An 18,418-nucleotide genomic window follows, 5' to 3' on the forward strand; every position below is an offset into this window, starting at 1 on the left:
TCGGGGATTTTTTATTTTATATGGATTTAAAGCAACTGTTTAGTTCACCTTATGGTAACATCTTGTTTACAAAATAATTACACTATGCATTTCATCGATTATTTTTGCCTTTAATCGGATAAATTAGTATGTTTATGGCCCCTAACAAACATAACCTACTACATGAATCCAAACTCCACCCGCCACAATGTGCTTTTTGAAAAAGCCTTTTGTCGGTTTTTTGGTCATAAGTTTAAGACCACCCGAAAAATTACCGACCATTTCAAAGAATTTGAATGCAAAGTATGCCACCGCTGTGCAACCAATGATATATTAGGTAACAAAATTCATCTTTCAGAAGAAATGAAGGATATCAACAAAGCGCTAAATCAGCTTTACGAAAGAAGACAGGTTGCCTTGTAAATAACTAAAAAAAGCCCGAAAAGAGTTTTAATTTTCTTGTAACAAATTGTTACCAGGATCGTCTTACTATAAACCAAACCATATACTATTTTGGAAACCATACTTAAAATTGAAAGTCTTTATAAAAATTTCGGGCATGTCAAAGCCGTTAAAAACGTTTCTCTGGAAATCAAAAGAGGAAATGTTTATGGCATATTAGGACCAAACGGAAGCGGAAAATCAACCACTCTTGGAATCGTACTCAATGTTGTCAACAAAACCTCTGGAAGCTACAGCTGGTTTGGCGGACAAATGGAAACACACGAAGCTCTGAAAAAAGTAGGCGCCATTATCGAAAGGCCTAATTTTTATCCTTATATGACCGCTGAGCAAAACCTACAGTTGGTTTGCAAGATCAAGGGAACCGACTATTCTAAAATAACTGAAAAGTTAGAAGTTGTTGGGCTACTTGATAGAAAAGACAGCAAATTCAGAACCTTTTCGTTAGGGATGAAACAAAGGCTGGCTATTGCTTCTGCTTTACTTAATGACCCGGAAATCCTGATTTTGGACGAACCCACCAATGGACTCGATCCACAAGGAATCCGCCAGATCAGAGATATTATCAAAGTAATTGCTGCTCAGGGAACCACCATACTTCTTGCTTCTCACCTTTTAGATGAAGTCGAAAAAGTATGCAGCCATGTACTGGTCTTACGAAAAGGAGAAATCTTATATTCAGGAACTGTTGACGGCATGAATTCACACGATGGATTCTTTGAACTGCTAGCAGACGACCTTCAGGAATTAAAAAGGGCATTGGAACAGCATCCTTCGATTGAAAAAATTGAGGAAGAAGAGGGACGTATTATCGCCTATCCAAAAAGCCAGCTTGATGCATCTGAACTGAACAAATTTCTCTTTGAAAGGAATATAACCCTAAGCCATCTTGTAAAACGCAAGCATAGCCTGGAAGAACAATTCCTTGAACTGACGAACAACAACTAACATTCCTGAAACAAATCCAAACCGGGTCCGATAAGGACATCCAGGACAAAATACGCAACCCATGAAACGATTACTATCTATAGAGCTCCAAAAAATATGGCAGAACAAGGCAAGCAGAGTATTGACGCTTACCTATTTCATTCTGCTTTCCTTCATTGCCCTGATTGCTTCCATCAATTTTAGCTTTTTAGGGATCAACTTCCGTATTGCAGATCAGGGAATTTTCAACTTCCCTTATATCTGGCATTTCAATACCTATATTGCTGCAATCCTTAAATTCTTCCTGGCTGTAGTGATTGTCTCGATGATGGCTAATGAATATACCTACGGAACACTCAAACAGAATCTTATTGATGGACTGAGTAAAAAAGAATTTATACAATCCAAATTGATTACTGTCGTACTTTTTGCGTTGGGCTCGACAATTTTTATCTTTATCATGTCATTGATACTGGGAATGTGCTTTTCTTCTTATGACGAAGCCGGCATTATCTTTTCTGATCTGGAATATCTTTTGGCCTATTTCATAAAACTAACAGCATTTTTCTCGTTCTGTCTTTTCTTGGGAATATTGGTAAAACGTTCCGCTTTTGCCTTAGGTTTCTTGCTCGTATGGTTTTTTATAGAATCAATCATTTTTGGACTTTTGAGATGGCTTGTATTTACTAGCACAGAGCAAGTACAAAAAGTAACGGCTTTTCTTCCATTGGAATCGATGTCAAATCTTATAAAAGAACCTTTCACACGTTTCAAAGCCTACAAAGTCATTGAAAGTCAGGTTTCGGGTAATGTGTCCGTAAAAGACTACAGCGTGCATTGGTATGAAATCGTAATAGTTGTCGTTTGGACGGTTATTTTTATGTTAATGTCGTATAAAATTCTTCAAAAACGAGATTTATAGTATCTTTGCCGGTACTATGAAAATGACGAAAGCCCACATTTTTTTCTTTTTGGCAATTTGCGTTCCTTTTTTGGCTAAGGCGCAATACATAACAGTTAACGATACATATACAAAAGAACAGCTGGTTAGAGATGTCCTCATCAATAATACCTGCGCCAGCGTTTCAAATATTTCAGTTCTGGGTGGAAATTTTGCCACAGGCGAACAAAGCTACGGTTATTTTAATGCCGGAACCAGCACTTTTCCTTTTGCTGACGGAATCATATTAAGTACAGGACGAGCTGTAGCCGCACAAGGTCCTAACAGCAGTCTTTTAGATGATGGACGAGGAATGGACTGGCCGGGTGATGCCGACTTAGAGGCTGCCCTTGAAATAAACAATTCCGTTGATGCTACCGTACTTGAATTTGATTTCGTTCCGCTTGGCAATAAAATCAGTTTTGACTACATCCTTTCATCGGAAGAATATCATGATAATGCGCCATGTCGCTATTCCGATGGTTTTGCATTTCTACTTAAGGAAGTTGGAGGTACTGGAGGTTATAAAAACCTGGCGGTAATTCCTGGTACTACAATACCTGTTAAAGTAACATCCGTACATCCTGCAATTGGCGGAAACGGAGGCTGTGATGCCCAAAACGAAGAATATTTTGGCGGATTCAACGGATATGAGCATCCTACCAATTTTAACGGACAAACCGTTGTTATGACAGCACAATCGGATGTAACACCGGGTGTTCTTTATCATATAAAATTAGTCGTGGCTGATGAAGGTAATTACCGATATGACTCTGCTATTTTTTTAGGAGGCGGAAGTTTTAAGATCGAAACCGACCTGGGTAAAGACCGACTGTTGGCTACCGGAAATCCATTATGTAAGGACGAAAACTTGACATTAAATGCAACCAATGCCAACGCCATACGATACGAATGGTATAAAGACAATATATTACAGCCCGAAACCACTCCTACATATACAGTAGTAGAAGCTGCTAACTACTCGGTTAAGGTTGAACTTACCGGAGGCTGTATTTCAACAGGAAAAATTAAGGTTGAATATTCACCGGTACCGACAGCAACGAATGCTGTTTTAGTTCAATGTGATGAAGACAATGATGGTCTTGCTTTGTTCAACCTCAATCAGGCAAACGCTCAGGTTATAGCGGCTGATCCAACATTGACCAATCCTGTTTATTTCAGGACTAATGCTGAAGCGGCTTCAAACACTAATCCGATAACCAATGTTACTAATTTCGAAAACATTCAGCCAAAAGTCTATGCCCGTGTAGCAAACCAATACGGTTGTTATGCCATTTCTGAAGTAACACTAAACGTTTCTAATAACAATATTGCCGATCCGCAAGACCTTAAAAAATGTGATACCGATGCTAATCCTTTAGACGGGAAGTCTATTTTTAACCTGCGTGAAAGAGAAGCAGACATATTAGTCAACCTGCCATCAGGGAACGTCAATTATTATACGTCGTATGCAGATGCCTTATCAGGACTCAATCCTATTCCAACTCCGGAAACATTTGCTAATACAACTCCATTCACACAGCGTATTTATGCAAAACTAAGCTCCGGTATCGATTGTTACGGAATTGCCGAATTCAATGTGCGTGTCAACTTTTTTGGAAATAGTTTAGATGATGTCCAGGTTACTATTTGCAGAGGCAGCAGTATACTGTTAAATGCAGGAAGTGGTTTTTCAAGCTATAGCTGGAACACTCCAAATCACGAAACAACTCAAACCATAAGAATTAATGCAGCCGGAACCTATACGGTTACTGTTACAAATGCTGATGGTTGCGAAGGCACAAAAAAGTTTATCGTCACAGCTTCAAGCATAGCTACAGTAGAAACTATCAGAATAAGAGATTTTCAAGGTGGCAACAATACCGCAACCGTTGTACTTACATCTGATAGTATAGGAACTTACGAATACTCACTTGATGGATTTACTTTCCAGGATTCACCAACGTTTAACAATCTCGCGCCCGGTCGTTACAATGTTATTATAAGAGAAGCTAATTGCGGTACTATTACCCGTGAATTTTATATCATGGACTACCCTAAATTCTTTACTCCGAATAATGACGGAACTAATGATATTTGGAGAATTCCTTACCTGCAATTCCAACCCAATGCTACTGTTGCGATTTTTGACCGCTATGGCAAACTCATTTACTTTTTCAAAGGCGGACAACCAGGCTGGGATGGCAAGCTGAATGGCCGTGATTTACCTGCAACCGACTATTGGTTTAAGATAACTTTGCAAGACAATAGAGAAATACGAGGACACTTCTCACTTTTGAGATAATTTTCTATCTTTGAGCGCTAATTAGCTCGCTATGAGACTAAAATTACTGGTATTATTTCTGTTCCTATCCATAAGTTGTTTCTCCCAAGGTGAAGCAGCCAACTGGTTTTTTGGTAACAGAGCAGGTATCCGGTTTAATAGCGACAATACGGTAACGACGCTTTCCACTTTACCAAATCCGATTAGGATTGTAACTGACGAAGGTTGCAGTTCTTTTTCAGACTCCAACGGTAACTTATTGCTATATACAGACGGAAGAACAGTTTGGGACCGTAACCATATCATCATGCCAAATGGTGATTACAGTGCAGGCACAGGACTGCTAGGTGATCCTTCCAGTACCCAATCAGGTATTATCATACCCAATCCGACCAATCCGAATCTTTATTACATTTTTACTGTCGATGAACCGCACCATCAAAATGCAGCAGTTTATCCCAATCAGTTTACAGGAATATATGAAAATGGAGGCGGAACAATTCCAGGGGCAGATGATGGTTTTAACAATGGACTTAATTACTCAGTTGTTGATATGTCTATTACAGGAGCTAACGGAAGTATTGGCGATGTAACGACTAGAAATATTCATTTAGTTACCTATAATCCAGACCCTTCAGGTGAAGAAATCAAATATAAATGTTCCGAAAAAATAACAGCTGTCCGAATACGAAACGGGGGCGGCTATTGGGTCATAACGCAGTTTATAGATAAATTTTATGCCTTTAAAATTGATCCGGGCGGTGTTGCTACCACGCCAGTGATTTCACAGCTGAACCCTGTTGTTCCTATTTCCGGTTACAGGAGAAACGCAATCGGGCAGATTAAGGTTTCTCCAAACGGAAAAAAAATTGCCATTGCTCACGTACAGATAGGTGAAGTAACAGGAGGCTCTTCATCTGGTGGTGCTCTTTATCTTTATGATTTTGACAACAGTACCGGAATAGTTTCTAACGGACAGGCTATAGTCACTAACAGTGGCTGTTATGGAGTTGAATTTTCTGCCGAAACCAAAAAACTTTATGTTTCCGCAGAAAGTGGAGTATTGCAGTTCAATCTTGAAGCTGCTTCCATTCCAAATTCAGGGCAATTTATATCGAGAAGAAGCTATTCGTCACTTCAATTGGGTCCCGACAAAAAAATTTACAAGGCAAATATCAATACCGGAAATGAAGATTCTTTCCTGGACGTCATCAACAGTCCCGAAGAAGATGGAATAGCCTGCAATTACCAAAACGCTGCTATTAATCTGCAACAAGGAACATCCCGATTTGGGCTGCCGCCATTCATTACTTCCGTATTCAACACAAACATTCTTGCTAAAAATCTTTGTGCCGGTCAGACTACCTTGTTTGAGATAAGCGCCAATGGTTTTGTTCAAAGTGCCGTATGGGATTTTGGCGACGGTAGTGTCTTTAGTAATGCCGTTGAACCTTCCCATATTTTTCCTGGGCCGGGAAATTATACCGTTACGGCAACTGCTATAGTTGAAGGAGCAACTGTTCGAAGTACAAAAAATGTGCAGATTAATCCTCTTCCTGTAGCATTCCCTTCCACTCTGGTACAATGCAGTCCAACGGCCGCGGTTACAAATATCTTTTTTAAACTTTCAGAAGCCCAACAAAATATTATCGGTGGCAGCTCAAATTTAAGTGTTTCTTTTTTCCTTTCTGAACTAGAAGCCATCGACAATATCAATCCGTTACCAAACAACTATCCAAACATTTCAAATCCGCAGCGAATTTTTGCGCGGGTAACAGACAATACCACCAGTTGCTTTGTAACCACGACACTGGACTTATCCGTAAATGCTATGGTACACGCCCCTTTGTTGATTGAAAAATGCGATGAGCTAAGCAGTGAAGATGGAATTTCTGATTTCACACTTACTGACACACCTATTCCCGGAATTCCTGCTACAGCCACAACTCTATACTATGCCAGTATTGATGATGCGCTATTGGAACAAAACCCATTGCCTACTGCATTTAGAAATACGATTCGTGACAGGCAAACAATTTATGCTCGTGTAGAAGATAACAATCAATGCGATGGTATCTTTCCTATTACTCTTGTTGTAAATCCGTTACCGCAACTCCAAACTGAAGCCACGGATTATGTTTGTACCAACCTGCCTAACCGCTACATTACCTTAAATCCTGGACTATTACAAGGTACAATCAGTGATTACACTTATGAATGGTCAACAACACCGATACAAAACACACCTACTATACGTGTCAATCAGGCAGGAACTTATACTGTCAAAGTCACAACTGCCAAAGGCTGTTCCAAGACAAGAACTATAACCGTTTTGCCTTCAAATAATGCGACTATTGCCGATGTAGTAATAGTAGATCTGGTGCAAAACAATACCGTAACCGTACTGTTATCACCAGAAAGTATTGGCAACTACGTATACAGCCTTGACCAACCTGACGGCCCATTCCAAGATTCTAACCATTTTGAGAATGTAGCACCGGGATTCCATACCGTTTATGTTTATGATACCCGAGGGTGCGGAATCGTCAAAAAGGATATTTCCGTGCTTTATATACCAAATTATTTTACGCCTAATGGAGACGGCTATAACGACACTTGGAATATCATTGGAATAAATTCCCTATTTTATTCTACCGCTAAAATTTATATCTTCGATCGCTATGGCAAACTTCTGGCAGATGTTGATCCAAAAGGTGCTGGCTGGGACGGAAACTACAATAGCCATCCCGTCTTGTCAACTGATTATTGGTATCTTGTTATTTTAAACAAAGAAAGAACTGTCAGAGGTCATTTTTCTTTAAAAAGATAACAATCTGTTAAAAAAATATAATAAATTTGGGCAAATATCCTTAACGAATGATGCTTAAAAAACACCTCCTTGCTCTGCTATTCTTTTTTACAATTACCAAAACCTTTTCCCAGAATGACTGTGTTGATGCTATCGTCGTATGCGGAAATACCGGATTTCAAGGTCTTAGTGCAACAGGAGTCGGCATTCAAGAATTAAATTCCAATAATAGTTGCAGCAGTGAGGAAAACAATAGTATATGGTTAAGATTATCTATTGATACAGGTGGCACGCTCGGTTTTATTCTTACTCCGGAAAATACTAATATTGGTGTTGATTTCGATTTTTTCATATTTGGTCCCAATGTCAGCTGTGGCAGTTTAGGTCAGGCAATTCGCTGTTCAACCACAAACCCTGCTGCTGCCAATGCAACGGATAATCTTACCGGGCTACGTGATGAAGAAACTGACACTTCTGAAGGGCCGGGTGCACTTGGAAACAGTTTTGTACAATCTTTAACGGTTAATAATGGCGAAAGCTATTTTCTGGTTATTGATCGCCCTGTAGGTTCAAGTAATTTTTCATTAACATGGACGGGAACGGCTACATTTAACCAACCTCCAACATTCCAAGTACCAACGGGTGTTGCCCTTGATATCGAAAATTGTGACAATGACGGTGTTCTTGATAATTCTACCTCTTTCAATCTCGATCTAAACACAAGTACAATTATTGGAACTCAAACCTCTGTAGCTGTTACTTATCATGTCAATTCTAACGATGTATTAACTGGGGAAAGCCCCATAACTCCATCCAATGATTTTAGAAATACGGTAAATCCTCAACCTATTTTTGCAAGAATCACCAATACTGTAACCGGGTGTTTTTCTACAACACAATTTTCTATAGAAGTAATCAATTCAGTCGTTATTCCAAACGACCGGTTTGCTATTTGTGACGACAATCTTGATGGTGATGACCAGAACGGGCAAGCGACCTTTACTATGAGTGATGTTACTAATGGTATACTTTCCAATACAAATCCTGCAGGAACTACAGTAGATTATTATTCTAGTTTTGCTAATGCCATGGCCAATACCGGAGCTTATGGGCCGACCTATTATAATACGATCCCAAACGAAGAACCCGTATTTATTAAAGTCACCAATCCAAATGGCTGTTTCAGAATTGAGGAAATCAAGCTTATTGTAAATCCGCTGCCTGCAAAAGTAAGCGGGACTTTGGTTCAATGCGACACAGGGCTAAGTCCAGACGGGCTGACGTTATTCAACCTTAATGAAGCTATTCCTTCTCTTACTGGAAATGATCCAAACCTTCGCGCAGAATTCTTCAAGACAGGTTCATTAACACCTTTGCCAATCGCATATAACAATTCTACCAATCCGGAAACCCTGGATGTAAAAATCACCAATCTTACAACAGGATGCTCCAGTTGGGGAACCTTGGATCTGAACGTAAATGTAATCAATAGAACAGTCACTATAGATCCACAATGTGACCTGGCAGAAACAGGTATCATCCCTTTTGATCTCAATACAGCAACTCTTGCACTCACTCCAACAGAAACAGCTCATTTCTATACCAATCTAAACGATGCATTATTAGAACAGAACGAAATTACAAATACGAGCAGCTATCCTAATGCTACTCCATATAATGCGATAATTTACGTGCGTATAGAAGATGCCAACAGCTGTTCAGGAATCTCGCCTATTCAATTAACAGTATACCGTCTGCCACAGATTGAAACACAAGACACGGGCTATGTTTGTAGTAATTTGCCAAATCGCTATATCACTTTAGATGCCGGATTATTACAAGGAAATCCTGCAGATTTCACCTATGAATGGTCAACAACGCCAATACAAACCACATCAACTATACGGGTTAATGAAGTAGGTACCTATACTGTTAAAGTCACAAATGGCAACAACTGTTCCAAGACCAGAACTATAGAAGTTGAGCTTTCAAACAATGCGACTATCGCAGATGTAGTAATAGTAGACTTGGTTCAGAACAACACCGTAACCGTACTTTTGGATCCGGCAAGCATTGGAAGCTACCAATACAGTCTTGACCTTCCTAACGGACCTTTCCAGGATTCTAACTATTTTGAAAATGTTGTTCCAGGCGTACATATGGTATATGTATACGACACTCACGGCTGTGGCACCGTTTCGAAGAAAATTTCTGTGTTGAAAATCCCTGCTTTTTTTACGCCTAATGCAGACGGTACTAATGACACCTGGGATATTATAGGTATTAGCCCGAACTTCTTTGCCAGTTCCAAAATCTATATTTTTGATCGCTTTGGAAAACTTCTGGCTGATGTTGACCCAAAAGGTGCTGGTTGGGACGGGAATTACAACGGACATCCATTGCCTGCCAATGACTACTGGTATGTGGTAAAACTGGAAACGGGCAGAACCATACGCGGACATTTTAGCTTGTTGCGATAACAACAATAAACTTTCTAATTTTAAGTGAATAGAGATGAAGTCGGTTATTATAAAACCAAAAAACGAATTGCTGAAAAAACATATTCAGTATTTTCTGTTTTTTAAAAAGACGGATAACCATACCCTAAACTATACAACTTTTCCAAACAGCAATTTATGTCTGGCTATTTACAGGCATAATGCCATCAAATACATTAATAATTCTGACACAAACAGTTGTAGCATAACAGAAGGCAATAAAAACTTTACAAGTAGATTCTATGGATTCCATAAAATGCCATTCCAAGTCAATATAGACTCCAGTCTCGACCAAATTTGTATTATTTTTTATCCGTCGGCATTAAGAGCTTTTACTAATGAATCTTATGCAGACCTAATGAGCTCAGATACTGTATTTGAAGAAGTTTTTGCCGACAAAGACGCTTTCTTTTTAGAACAGATTTTTGAAGAAAACAATCTAACGAAAAGGGCTGAAAAAATAGAATTATTGCTTCTCAAAAATTTAAAAAATGAACTTCCCGAAAAATTGAGAGAAGCATTGTACCATATAGCAAGACACTCTCACAGCGAAAACCTCAACATAGAAACACTTTCCAAAAAACTTGAGATAAGTGACACCACCCTATTCCGGTTATTCAAAAACCATTTAGGACAAAACACAAAATCTTACCTGAAAACCATACGATTCAGGAACACATTAGACGAAATCCTCAACCTTCAAAACACACTGACAGCAGTTGCCCATTTCAACCAATACTACGACCAGGCTCATTTTATCAATGATTTTAAAACCTTTTCGGGTTATTCACCAAAACATCTCATCGATAAAGTTTCCGTACAACAAAACGACCTGGCCTGGATTTATGATAAAAATAACCGTGAATGATTTTTACAATTTTTGAAGACCGCTGTTTTTTTTCTTTGTGTCTCAAATTTGCATAATCATGAAACAAATCCTGTCCATTTTTCTAATCTGCCTTTGCGTAGCTTGCTCAACAACCAAAAATAACAACTCACAAAAGCCTATATATGCTATCGAAGGTGCACCAATACTAACCTATGAGCAACTGTTGGAAGACCACGATTCATTAGTATCTTATATCAATCAGGTAAGTCCTATTGTCTATTTCAATGAAGAAGTAAGAGGAATCGATTTTAACCGTCATGCAATAGAGCTAAGAAAACAAATCCAGCCTCAGACCACAATTTCGGAATACCTGCAAATTGTAGAAAAAACACTTAATTCTGCTCAAGACGGACACTCAAATATGTTAGGCAGCTGGCATCTCGATATCCTAAAAAACAATTGGATACCTAACGGATTTGTAAAAGGAATCGATACCAGTTCTATTCAATACGGATATAAATATGTCGATTATCTCAACAAACAATTTTACACAAAACTAAATTTAGATCTGGTCTATACCTCTGGACAATATTACAATCTATTGCCTTTTTCCTATGCTGGCAAAACCTATCCTGCTTCAATGAAACTAATAAGTTGCAATGGAACCGATATTCATGACTATGTAAAAACCCGTATTGAACATTCTTCTCCATTGCGATGGGATAGAGCGAATGACAGAGCCTATCATGAAAAATTCTACAAACCGTCAGACAATTATAAAAAAGGATTGCTCAAACTTGTCTTTTTAGACAAGGATAATAAAAAACATAAGCTCCATATCAAAAAGAATGACACGGTCACTTTTTTACAGGATAAGAACTCGGTATACGGTTACAATAATGAAAAATCTCCAATAATTACGCACTATTTTGAAAAAGAGAAAATCTTCTATGCCAAACTCCCAATGATGGTTGAAGCCTATGGCGATACTCTTAGCGAACGTTTAAAACCAATAATCTCAAAAAATAAAGTAAATGCTATTGTACTCGACATAAGAGGAAATCCAGGCGGAAGTGATAATACTTATAGCAACTTTCTAAAAAAAGTAGTCAAAGACACATTAGGACAAAACGTAATGGTTGGCCGCAATTTCAGTCCTTACAATCAGAACTATTTTAATATCAATAAAGATTCGGTAGAAAACAGGACTACACATACCTTTAAGATAGATGCGGCCACTTTAAAAAAACCGAAAATGTATTATATCGTCTATCCTAATTTTAAATTCGTTGTTCCTGATTCTTTAAATTATTCTTTTGAAGGAAAAATTTATGTATTGCAAGATCGGTTTATTTATTCCTCTGCCAGCAATTTGTCTAATCTGGCAAAAAATAACGATCAGCTAATCAGTATCGGAGAAACACCTGATTTGCTTGGCGGTCTTCAAACAAACCCGACAGTATTGCAATTGCCGCATAGCAAGATCATATTCCGGATAGAATCACAAATTGATTTTACGGATTGTAAAACGCCAAAAGATATCTTTCAGAATAATGTCGAATATCCTGTAAGCTATTCCATAAAAGAACTCTATTCACGCATTACAACAAAAGAAGACATATTTGGCAAACCGTTTTTATTAAACAGCGATCCCATGTTTCAAAAAGCAGTAGAGCTTGAAAAACTGCGTAAACAAGACCAATAACACCAATCTCGCATAAGATCAATAAACATGCCTGGAATATGTTAAATATTTCCAGGCATGTTCCAATTATACAATTTCTCCATTCTTTTTATAAGTAACTTTACCCTTCTGAAATCAAAAATCAAAAATCAAAAATTTGGAATCAGTATCATCATCAATCAAATCAAATCAAATCACATGAAAAAAACAATCTTTCAGGCCTTACTCCTGATGCTTTGCTCCGTCAATGCTTTTTCGCAAACTGACAATGTTGAATTACAGAAAATGGCAGACGACGACCAGAATTCAAGAATGAAATCTGATATCAACTGGATTATTTTGAACAAAGAAGACAGCTTAAGACGTGTTCGGGTTTTTGAATTATTCAAAGAAAAAAAAGTACAAACTGCCAAAGATTACTTCAATTCAGGAGTCGTTTTTCAACATGGAAATGACACCATTTCTTCGGGCATGGCAGTAAAAACTTTCAAAAAAGCCTTAGAACTTGATCCTTCTCTCAACAGATGGTGGTATGCCGCAGCCGTAGACAGAGATCTTATGAGAAAAGGAGAACCGCAGATTTACGGAACGCAGTTTATAAAAAACAAATCCACAAACGACAAATGGGCGCGTTATAAAATCGATACCAAAAAAGTAACCGACAAAGAACGTCAATACTATAGTGTAGAAACCTTGGAGCAGCAAATCGAAAAAGAAAGGCAAATGAATTTAAAATCCATTTCCTCCTATTACGCTTCCAATAATTCTGCAGACAAGACAATTGAATTAATAAAACAGGAATTCAAAAAAGGTACAAAATCAGAATATGATATTTCTGAAGAAGGAGTCAACGAGTTCGGTTATAATCTGCTCAACCAAAACAAAAACGAAGAAGCCCTGAAAATCTTTAAGCTAAACACAGAACTTTATCCTAAAGGTTATAACACGTATGACAGTTATGGCGAATGCCTGATGAAACTGGGCCAAAAAGAAAAAGCTATAAAAGCCTATAAAAAGTCACTGGCACTGAATCCTGAAAACGGCACTGCAAAAAAAATAATAAGCGAAAACAAATAAAAAAAGCCTGTCCAAATTGGACAGGCTTTTTGCTATTCAATTCCAAACTCTTTTGGATATCTCACTGTGCCGTTAGCATACTTCAACGTACCTTGAACCAGTTCGATGACCATACAGTTTTCATCAGGAACTTCAAAAGGCAGGCGTATTCCGTAGTCTTTTGCCATTTCATAGCCAAACCGTGGATAATAACCTTCATGCCCTAATAAAACTACAGAACCAAAACCTAGCTCCTTAGCTTTTTTATGAGCCGATTCAATCAACCGTGCACCAACTCCTTTTCCTTGGAATTCTGGCAAAACGGCTACAGGAGCCATCGCTAACGATTCCGTTTCAAAAGTTTCATTCACGATTTGAATTTTTGTAAGCAATACATAACCCACAATCTGCTTTCCAATTTCAGCAACCAAAGACAGTTCCGGTACAAATGCTTCCGAATTTCTCAAACGCTCTACCAGTTCCTGTTCTTTATGATCGCTCATCAATTCCTTTTCAAAAGCTCTTTCAACCAGGTTAAAAACTGTTTTAAAATCCTTTTTCTCTTCTTTTCTTATAGTGATGTTCATTGTCATAGATGTATAATTTCTGACTGCCAGCCTGTGGTATAAAACCATAGCCATTGTCAAACTTTTTAATAAATATAGATAAATACGAAAAACATCGAGCAAGAATTTGCCCGATTATAAGTAACAAGCACAACTCCCGACACCAGGTCGAAGGCCGTGCATTATGCGGATATAGTAGCAGAAATAATCATCTTGTAAAGATAAGAACCTTCTCGGTGCTATACTATCTAAAAAAGACCTAATCTTCTCTTAATTTTTCAACCTCAACTATTTTCATCTGAAAAAACTTTTATCTTAGCAAAAGCGCTATTATAATGGCGTATCATCAACAATCAAAAAACATATCGAATGAAAAAAATGCTCACATTGCTTTTTGTTTTTGCAACAAGCACCCTCACCCTTTTCGCTCAACAACCCGTAGAATTTAAGTTGAACTATTCAGAACCTTATGCCGTCTATGATTTCATCACAAAAATATCAGACAACTATCCTGATAATGAATTAAAATCCATTTTTTCAAAATCAAAATACAATACCGAAGCATTCAAAAAACAGATTTCAGATTTTGAACAGCTGCCAATTGATTATACCTATGCTTTTACTCAATATCCATCGCCTCTAAAAATAGGAATGATGTCGCGTGATATGATGGAAAGAAATCTGGCCATAAGTCAAACGGTTACAGACTTCAGGAATAAATCCATAGGTCTTATCCCAAACGAATATTTATCTCCATTTTCTGAAATCCTGGAAAATTTCCTGCCCATATACCGCGAACTCATTTTCGAACCCAACAAAGCAGCTCTTGAAGTCCAGAAGAACAACTTACAGAACTATGTAAAAAACAAGCAGTTTGCCAACTTTTTCCAGACCGGGCTTACATTCTATAATACCACCTGGGATAAAAACATTCCATTCGAACTCAACCTTTTACCTTCGTTAGATAGAGGCAATTTGGGAGCTAGAGCTTTTATCAATGTTGCTGTCTGCGAAGCCTCATTAGATCTTAAAGACCATGTTTCATTCTTTAGCGTTGCCATCCACGAAATATACCATATCGTTTATGACAACCAATCGCTCCAGATGAAAACAAATGTGCAAAAATGGTTTAACGATACAAAATCACCTAACAGCCAATACGCCCTATTGCTGATGAACGAGGTATTGGCAACCGCATTAGGCAATGGATATGTGATTGAACAAATCAATAAAAAAGCAGACGGAGGCGAATGGTATGCCAATAAATATGTATCTGAAATGGCAAAGGCAATTTATCCGGTACTAAAAAAATATATCGAAGATAAAAAACCAATGGACGAAGCATTCGTAAAGGCTTATGTAAACACTTACGACACTCAATTTCCGCAATGGAATAATGAACTTTTAAACCTATTTGCTTACCGATACATTATAGCCGACACTCCTAATGACTGGTCTTATTTCAGGAGAAACTTTCGTAAATATTCAAATAACAGAATGGGCGCTCCCGTCAATGCGATAGAAATTGAAAAAGCAGCAGACATGCCTATAACAAAAGTATTTGTCGTTTCGCAAGACCACGAACAAAAACTCAACCTGCTAAAAAACAATTTTGAAGTACTCAAAAACAAAAAACTAAACCCAAAGGCAGAATTTATCGAAATCTTTAACCTTCCGGACAATACCAAACTATTTATCATCAATCGTCATAAATCAACAGTTGAAGAAATGATGAATAAGCGTTTCCCAAACAAACTCATTCAATAAACATGGAAAACATTCTATTAAGAAAAGTAACCTTAAGCGATATCGACCAATTGCAAAAAATTGGACGGCAGACCTTTTTCGAGACATTCGCCGAAAGTAATACCGAAGAAAATATGAAAGAGTATCTGGACAACGGATTTTCAACAGAAAAACTACATTCAGAACTCAGCAATACCAACTCGGAATTTTATTTTGCGTTGGAAGAAGATACCGTAATCGGATACCTGAAACTTAACTTCGGAGAATCGCAAACCGAATTAAAAGACGACAAGGCGCTTGAAATTGAAAGGATTTATGTACTTAAAGAATTCCATGGAAAGAAAGTCGGCCAATTACTTTACGATAAAGCCATACAGATAGCAACAAAAACAAAAGCCAATTATGTTTGGCTAGGCGTATGGGAAGAAAATCCCCGGGCCATTGCTTTCTATAAAAAGAACGGCTTTGTAGAGTTTGACAAGCATATTTTTAGATTAGGCGATGAGGAGCAGACAGATATAATGATGAAGCTACAACTAAAAAATTAGCGGAATAAAAGAATAGGTAAAAAATGTTTATTTTTAATTGTTTTTCCAACAAAATTTTGCGACTTAGCACCTTTGCGTGAAAATTGCTCGCAAAGGCGCTAAGTCGCAAAGCAAAAATTGCATACGGTTTTGGAACATCTTTTGATATAGCTTTCCTGTCACCAAAAACAATTAAAAATGAAAGTAACATCTTTACGAATAAATCCATTTACCTATAGCCTGCTTCACAAAGTAAATGCAAAAATACTAGAATGGGATTTAGAACCATTGGTTGGCAAAGCACTATACAGCAAGCATCATAGCATTGGCTATTTAGAGCTAAAAATGTACTTTAACAAACAAAACGAGTATAGCGAAAATGAAGTAATCTGGAATATCCCTGACTATCCTATCGCTATAGAAACTATAAATTATAAGTTGGAAATCCAGGATGCCTTGTCCTCCTTTATCAAATATATGTCGGCACTCAAAGGCGAATCAATGTATCTCACTTTTGAGATTAACGATATCGCATTTGATATAACGTCTACAATGAAAAGACCATTTGAAAATGCCACAATCTATGCGCTGATTTCTTGCTTTGACAAAGAAATAATACCATTCTCAGAAGAAAGAATCAAAGGAATAAAAGACACTACTGCGTGGCTTCTTGAGCGTGATGAACCTTTTTAAATTTTAAACCTATTATGAATTATATCAATAAAATAAAACCATCTTATATAATCTTAGTAATGTTCACTATAAACTATCCACTATAAACTATCCATTATAAGCTGTCCACTATAAACCTATGAATAAAATGCTGACTTTACTTATGATAATAGCCGCTTTTAGTTCTTGCAATAGCAACGACGAACAAAATCCCCAGGAAACTGAGACACTCTATACTATGCCTGAAGAAAGTGAACCGCATGAAGGTACCTGGCTTCAATGGCCGCATCATTATCAATATGGCGTTGCTTATAGAAATAGCTTAGATCCAACCTGGGTGGCTATGACTCAGGCGTTGGTAACAAGCGAAAAAGTACATATCATTGCTTACAACGAAACAGAGAAAAACAGGATTACCAATCTATTGAACAATGCAGGAATTCCGCTAGCCAACATAGATTTCAGGATTTATAAAACAGATGATGTTTGGGTAAGAGACAACGGGCCAATTTATGCCCGTGACAAAAGCGGAAAGTTGGTAATACAGGATTGGGGCTTTAATGGCTGGGGACAAAAAACAGACGAAACATCCGGATTGCCTATTCAATTTGCAAACTGCAATGTCATACCTTCTAAAATTGCTTCAGATCAAGGCAAGCCCTATGTAGATATAAATTCGCTTATGATAAATGAAGGTGGCAGTATCGAAATTGATGGAAACGGTACTTTGATGGCTTGTAAAAGTTCAATACTCAACGCCAATCGAAATCCGAATATGACACAAGCACAAGCCGAAACTATTTTTAAGAAATATATTGGTGTAACAAATTTTATCTGGCTTGATGGTCAGGCCGGGCTTGATCTTACCGACCAACACATTGACGGATTTGCCCGATTTGGAAATGCATCTACTATAGTCACCATGCAGCAAAACGACCTGTTAGATTATGATGTAAAGCAAAGCGACATTACCAAGCTCTATGCCGCCAAAAACAAGAACGGCACTCCTTATACGTTTGTAAAAGTACCCTTAACCCAAAATAATGTCAAAAAAACAGACGGAACCAGCTTAGGTTACAAAGGCTCCTATATCAATTACTATATTGCTAACAATAAGGTATTAGTGCCCAATTACAACGACCCAAACGATACAGTTGCAAATAGCATTATCCAATCACTTTATCCAACGAGAACCGTTGTAGGAATTGACGTGAGGAATCTTTATGAGAATGGAGGAATGGTACATTGTGTAACGCAACAACAGCCTGTGGATTAAATAGTCAATATTCTGATTTTTAAACTCATTGATAAGAAAATGTATTTCATTACCATTCCTTTATGACTTTATGAAAAACCTCCTATTCCTACTCCTATTCCTGCTCACACTAAATCTAACCAACACCTTACGAATATTATTAAAATTCTGCTGAAATTGCACA

14 protein-coding genes are annotated in these 18,418 nt (G+C 37.7%); 13 read left to right on the plus strand and 1 reads right to left on the minus strand.

Annotation, left to right across the window (positions count from 1 at the left end):
* Positions 1-162: 162 nt before the first annotated feature.
* The 9 genes from ABH942_RS02345 (at position 163) to ABH942_RS02385 (ending at position 13,489) form a co-directional block, all read left to right on the plus strand.
* Positions 163-402, plus strand: coding sequence for a hypothetical protein (locus tag ABH942_RS02345; RefSeq protein WP_370029391.1), 240 nt, complete (start codon positions 163-165; stop codon positions 400-402).
* 90 nt (positions 403-492) lie between these two features.
* Positions 493-1,389 (plus strand): ABC transporter ATP-binding protein, encoded by an 897-nt coding sequence (locus ABH942_RS02350; protein WP_370029392.1) that lies wholly within the window; start codon positions 493-495, stop codon positions 1,387-1,389.
* A gap of 61 nt (positions 1,390-1,450) precedes the next feature.
* Positions 1,451-2,290 carry an ABC transporter permease gene (locus tag ABH942_RS02355; RefSeq protein ID WP_370029393.1) on the plus strand — a complete coding sequence of 280 codons (840 nt, stop codon included), beginning with the start codon at positions 1,451-1,453 and terminating at the stop codon, positions 2,288-2,290.
* 16 nt (positions 2,291-2,306) lie between these two features.
* Positions 2,307-4,613 carry a choice-of-anchor L domain-containing protein gene (locus ABH942_RS02360; RefSeq protein WP_370029394.1) on the plus strand — a complete coding sequence of 769 codons (2,307 nt, stop codon included), beginning with the start codon at positions 2,307-2,309 and terminating at the stop codon, positions 4,611-4,613.
* A gap of 31 nt (positions 4,614-4,644) precedes the next feature.
* The gene (locus ABH942_RS02365) at positions 4,645-7,422 is read left to right on the plus strand and encodes a T9SS type B sorting domain-containing protein (RefSeq protein WP_370029395.1); all 2,778 of its coding nucleotides are present in this window, start codon (positions 4,645-4,647) and stop codon (positions 7,420-7,422) included.
* A 47-nt stretch (positions 7,423-7,469) separates the two neighbouring features.
* Entirely contained in the window at positions 7,470-9,881 is a 2,412-nt protein-coding gene (locus ABH942_RS02370) for a T9SS type B sorting domain-containing protein (protein ID WP_370029396.1), read from the plus strand.
* Between the two features lie 34 nt (positions 9,882-9,915).
* Positions 9,916-10,767 carry a helix-turn-helix domain-containing protein gene (locus tag ABH942_RS02375; RefSeq protein WP_370029397.1) on the plus strand — a complete coding sequence of 284 codons (852 nt, stop codon included), beginning with the start codon at positions 9,916-9,918 and terminating at the stop codon, positions 10,765-10,767.
* A 58-nt stretch (positions 10,768-10,825) separates the two neighbouring features.
* Positions 10,826-12,433: a S41 family peptidase gene (locus ABH942_RS02380; protein ID WP_370029398.1), complete on the plus strand. Its 1,608-nt coding sequence runs from the start codon at positions 10,826-10,828 to the stop codon at positions 12,431-12,433.
* A gap of 177 nt (positions 12,434-12,610) precedes the next feature.
* A complete protein-coding gene (locus ABH942_RS02385; protein WP_370029399.1) occupies positions 12,611-13,489 on the plus strand; it encodes a tetratricopeptide repeat protein in 879 nt (292 codons plus the stop codon).
* A gap of 32 nt (positions 13,490-13,521) precedes the next feature.
* Here ABH942_RS02385 and ABH942_RS02390 read toward each other — a convergent pair whose 3' ends face one another.
* Positions 13,522-14,055: a GNAT family N-acetyltransferase gene (locus ABH942_RS02390; RefSeq protein WP_370029435.1), complete on the minus strand. Its 534-nt coding sequence runs from the start codon at positions 14,053-14,055 to the stop codon at positions 13,522-13,524.
* A gap of 348 nt (positions 14,056-14,403) precedes the next feature.
* Between ABH942_RS02390 and ABH942_RS02395 the strand changes: the two genes are divergently transcribed.
* From ABH942_RS02395 to ABH942_RS02410, 4 genes are all read left to right on the plus strand, one after another.
* On the plus strand, positions 14,404-15,801 hold the full coding sequence (locus ABH942_RS02395) for a hypothetical protein (protein WP_370029400.1): 1,398 nt from the start codon (positions 14,404-14,406) through the stop codon (positions 15,799-15,801).
* 2 nt (positions 15,802-15,803) lie between these two features.
* On the plus strand, positions 15,804-16,328 hold the full coding sequence (locus tag ABH942_RS02400) for an N-acetyltransferase family protein (RefSeq protein ID WP_370029401.1): 525 nt from the start codon (positions 15,804-15,806) through the stop codon (positions 16,326-16,328).
* A 177-nt stretch (positions 16,329-16,505) separates the two neighbouring features.
* Positions 16,506-17,000, plus strand: coding sequence for a hypothetical protein (locus tag ABH942_RS02405; RefSeq protein WP_370029402.1), 495 nt, complete (start codon positions 16,506-16,508; stop codon positions 16,998-17,000).
* Positions 17,001-17,127: 127 nt separating this feature from the next.
* The gene (locus ABH942_RS02410) at positions 17,128-18,255 is read left to right on the plus strand and encodes an agmatine/peptidylarginine deiminase (protein WP_370029403.1); all 1,128 of its coding nucleotides are present in this window, start codon (positions 17,128-17,130) and stop codon (positions 18,253-18,255) included.
* Positions 18,256-18,418: the final 163 nt, after the last annotated feature.

It is taken from the genome of Flavobacterium sp. 28YEA47A (assembly GCF_041262125.1).
Taxonomy (GTDB): Bacteria; Bacteroidota; Bacteroidia; order Flavobacteriales; family Flavobacteriaceae; genus Flavobacterium.

Coding starts and splice junctions, on each gene's coding strand:
- ABH942_RS02345 (WP_370029391.1), top strand. CDS start 163: ATGAATCCAAACTCCACCCGCCACAATGTGCTTTTTGAAAAAGCCTTT.
- ABH942_RS02355 (WP_370029393.1), top strand. CDS start 1,451: ATGAAACGATTACTATCTATAGAGCTCCAAAAAATATGGCAGAACAAG.
- ABH942_RS02360 (WP_370029394.1), top strand. CDS start 2,307: ATGAAAATGACGAAAGCCCACATTTTTTTCTTTTTGGCAATTTGCGTT.
- ABH942_RS02365 (WP_370029395.1), top strand. CDS start 4,645: ATGAGACTAAAATTACTGGTATTATTTCTGTTCCTATCCATAAGTTGT.
- ABH942_RS02370 (WP_370029396.1), top strand. CDS start 7,470: ATGATGCTTAAAAAACACCTCCTTGCTCTGCTATTCTTTTTTACAATT.
- ABH942_RS02375 (WP_370029397.1), top strand. CDS start 9,916: ATGAAGTCGGTTATTATAAAACCAAAAAACGAATTGCTGAAAAAACAT.
- ABH942_RS02380 (WP_370029398.1), top strand. CDS start 10,826: ATGAAACAAATCCTGTCCATTTTTCTAATCTGCCTTTGCGTAGCTTGC.
- ABH942_RS02385 (WP_370029399.1), top strand. CDS start 12,611: ATGAAAAAAACAATCTTTCAGGCCTTACTCCTGATGCTTTGCTCCGTC.
- ABH942_RS02390 (WP_370029435.1), bottom strand. CDS start 14,055: ATGAACATCACTATAAGAAAAGAAGAGAAAAAGGATTTTAAAACAGTT.
- ABH942_RS02395 (WP_370029400.1), top strand. CDS start 14,404: ATGAAAAAAATGCTCACATTGCTTTTTGTTTTTGCAACAAGCACCCTC.
- ABH942_RS02400 (WP_370029401.1), top strand. CDS start 15,804: ATGGAAAACATTCTATTAAGAAAAGTAACCTTAAGCGATATCGACCAA.
- ABH942_RS02405 (WP_370029402.1), top strand. CDS start 16,506: ATGAAAGTAACATCTTTACGAATAAATCCATTTACCTATAGCCTGCTT.
- ABH942_RS02410 (WP_370029403.1), top strand. CDS start 17,128: ATGCTGACTTTACTTATGATAATAGCCGCTTTTAGTTCTTGCAATAGC.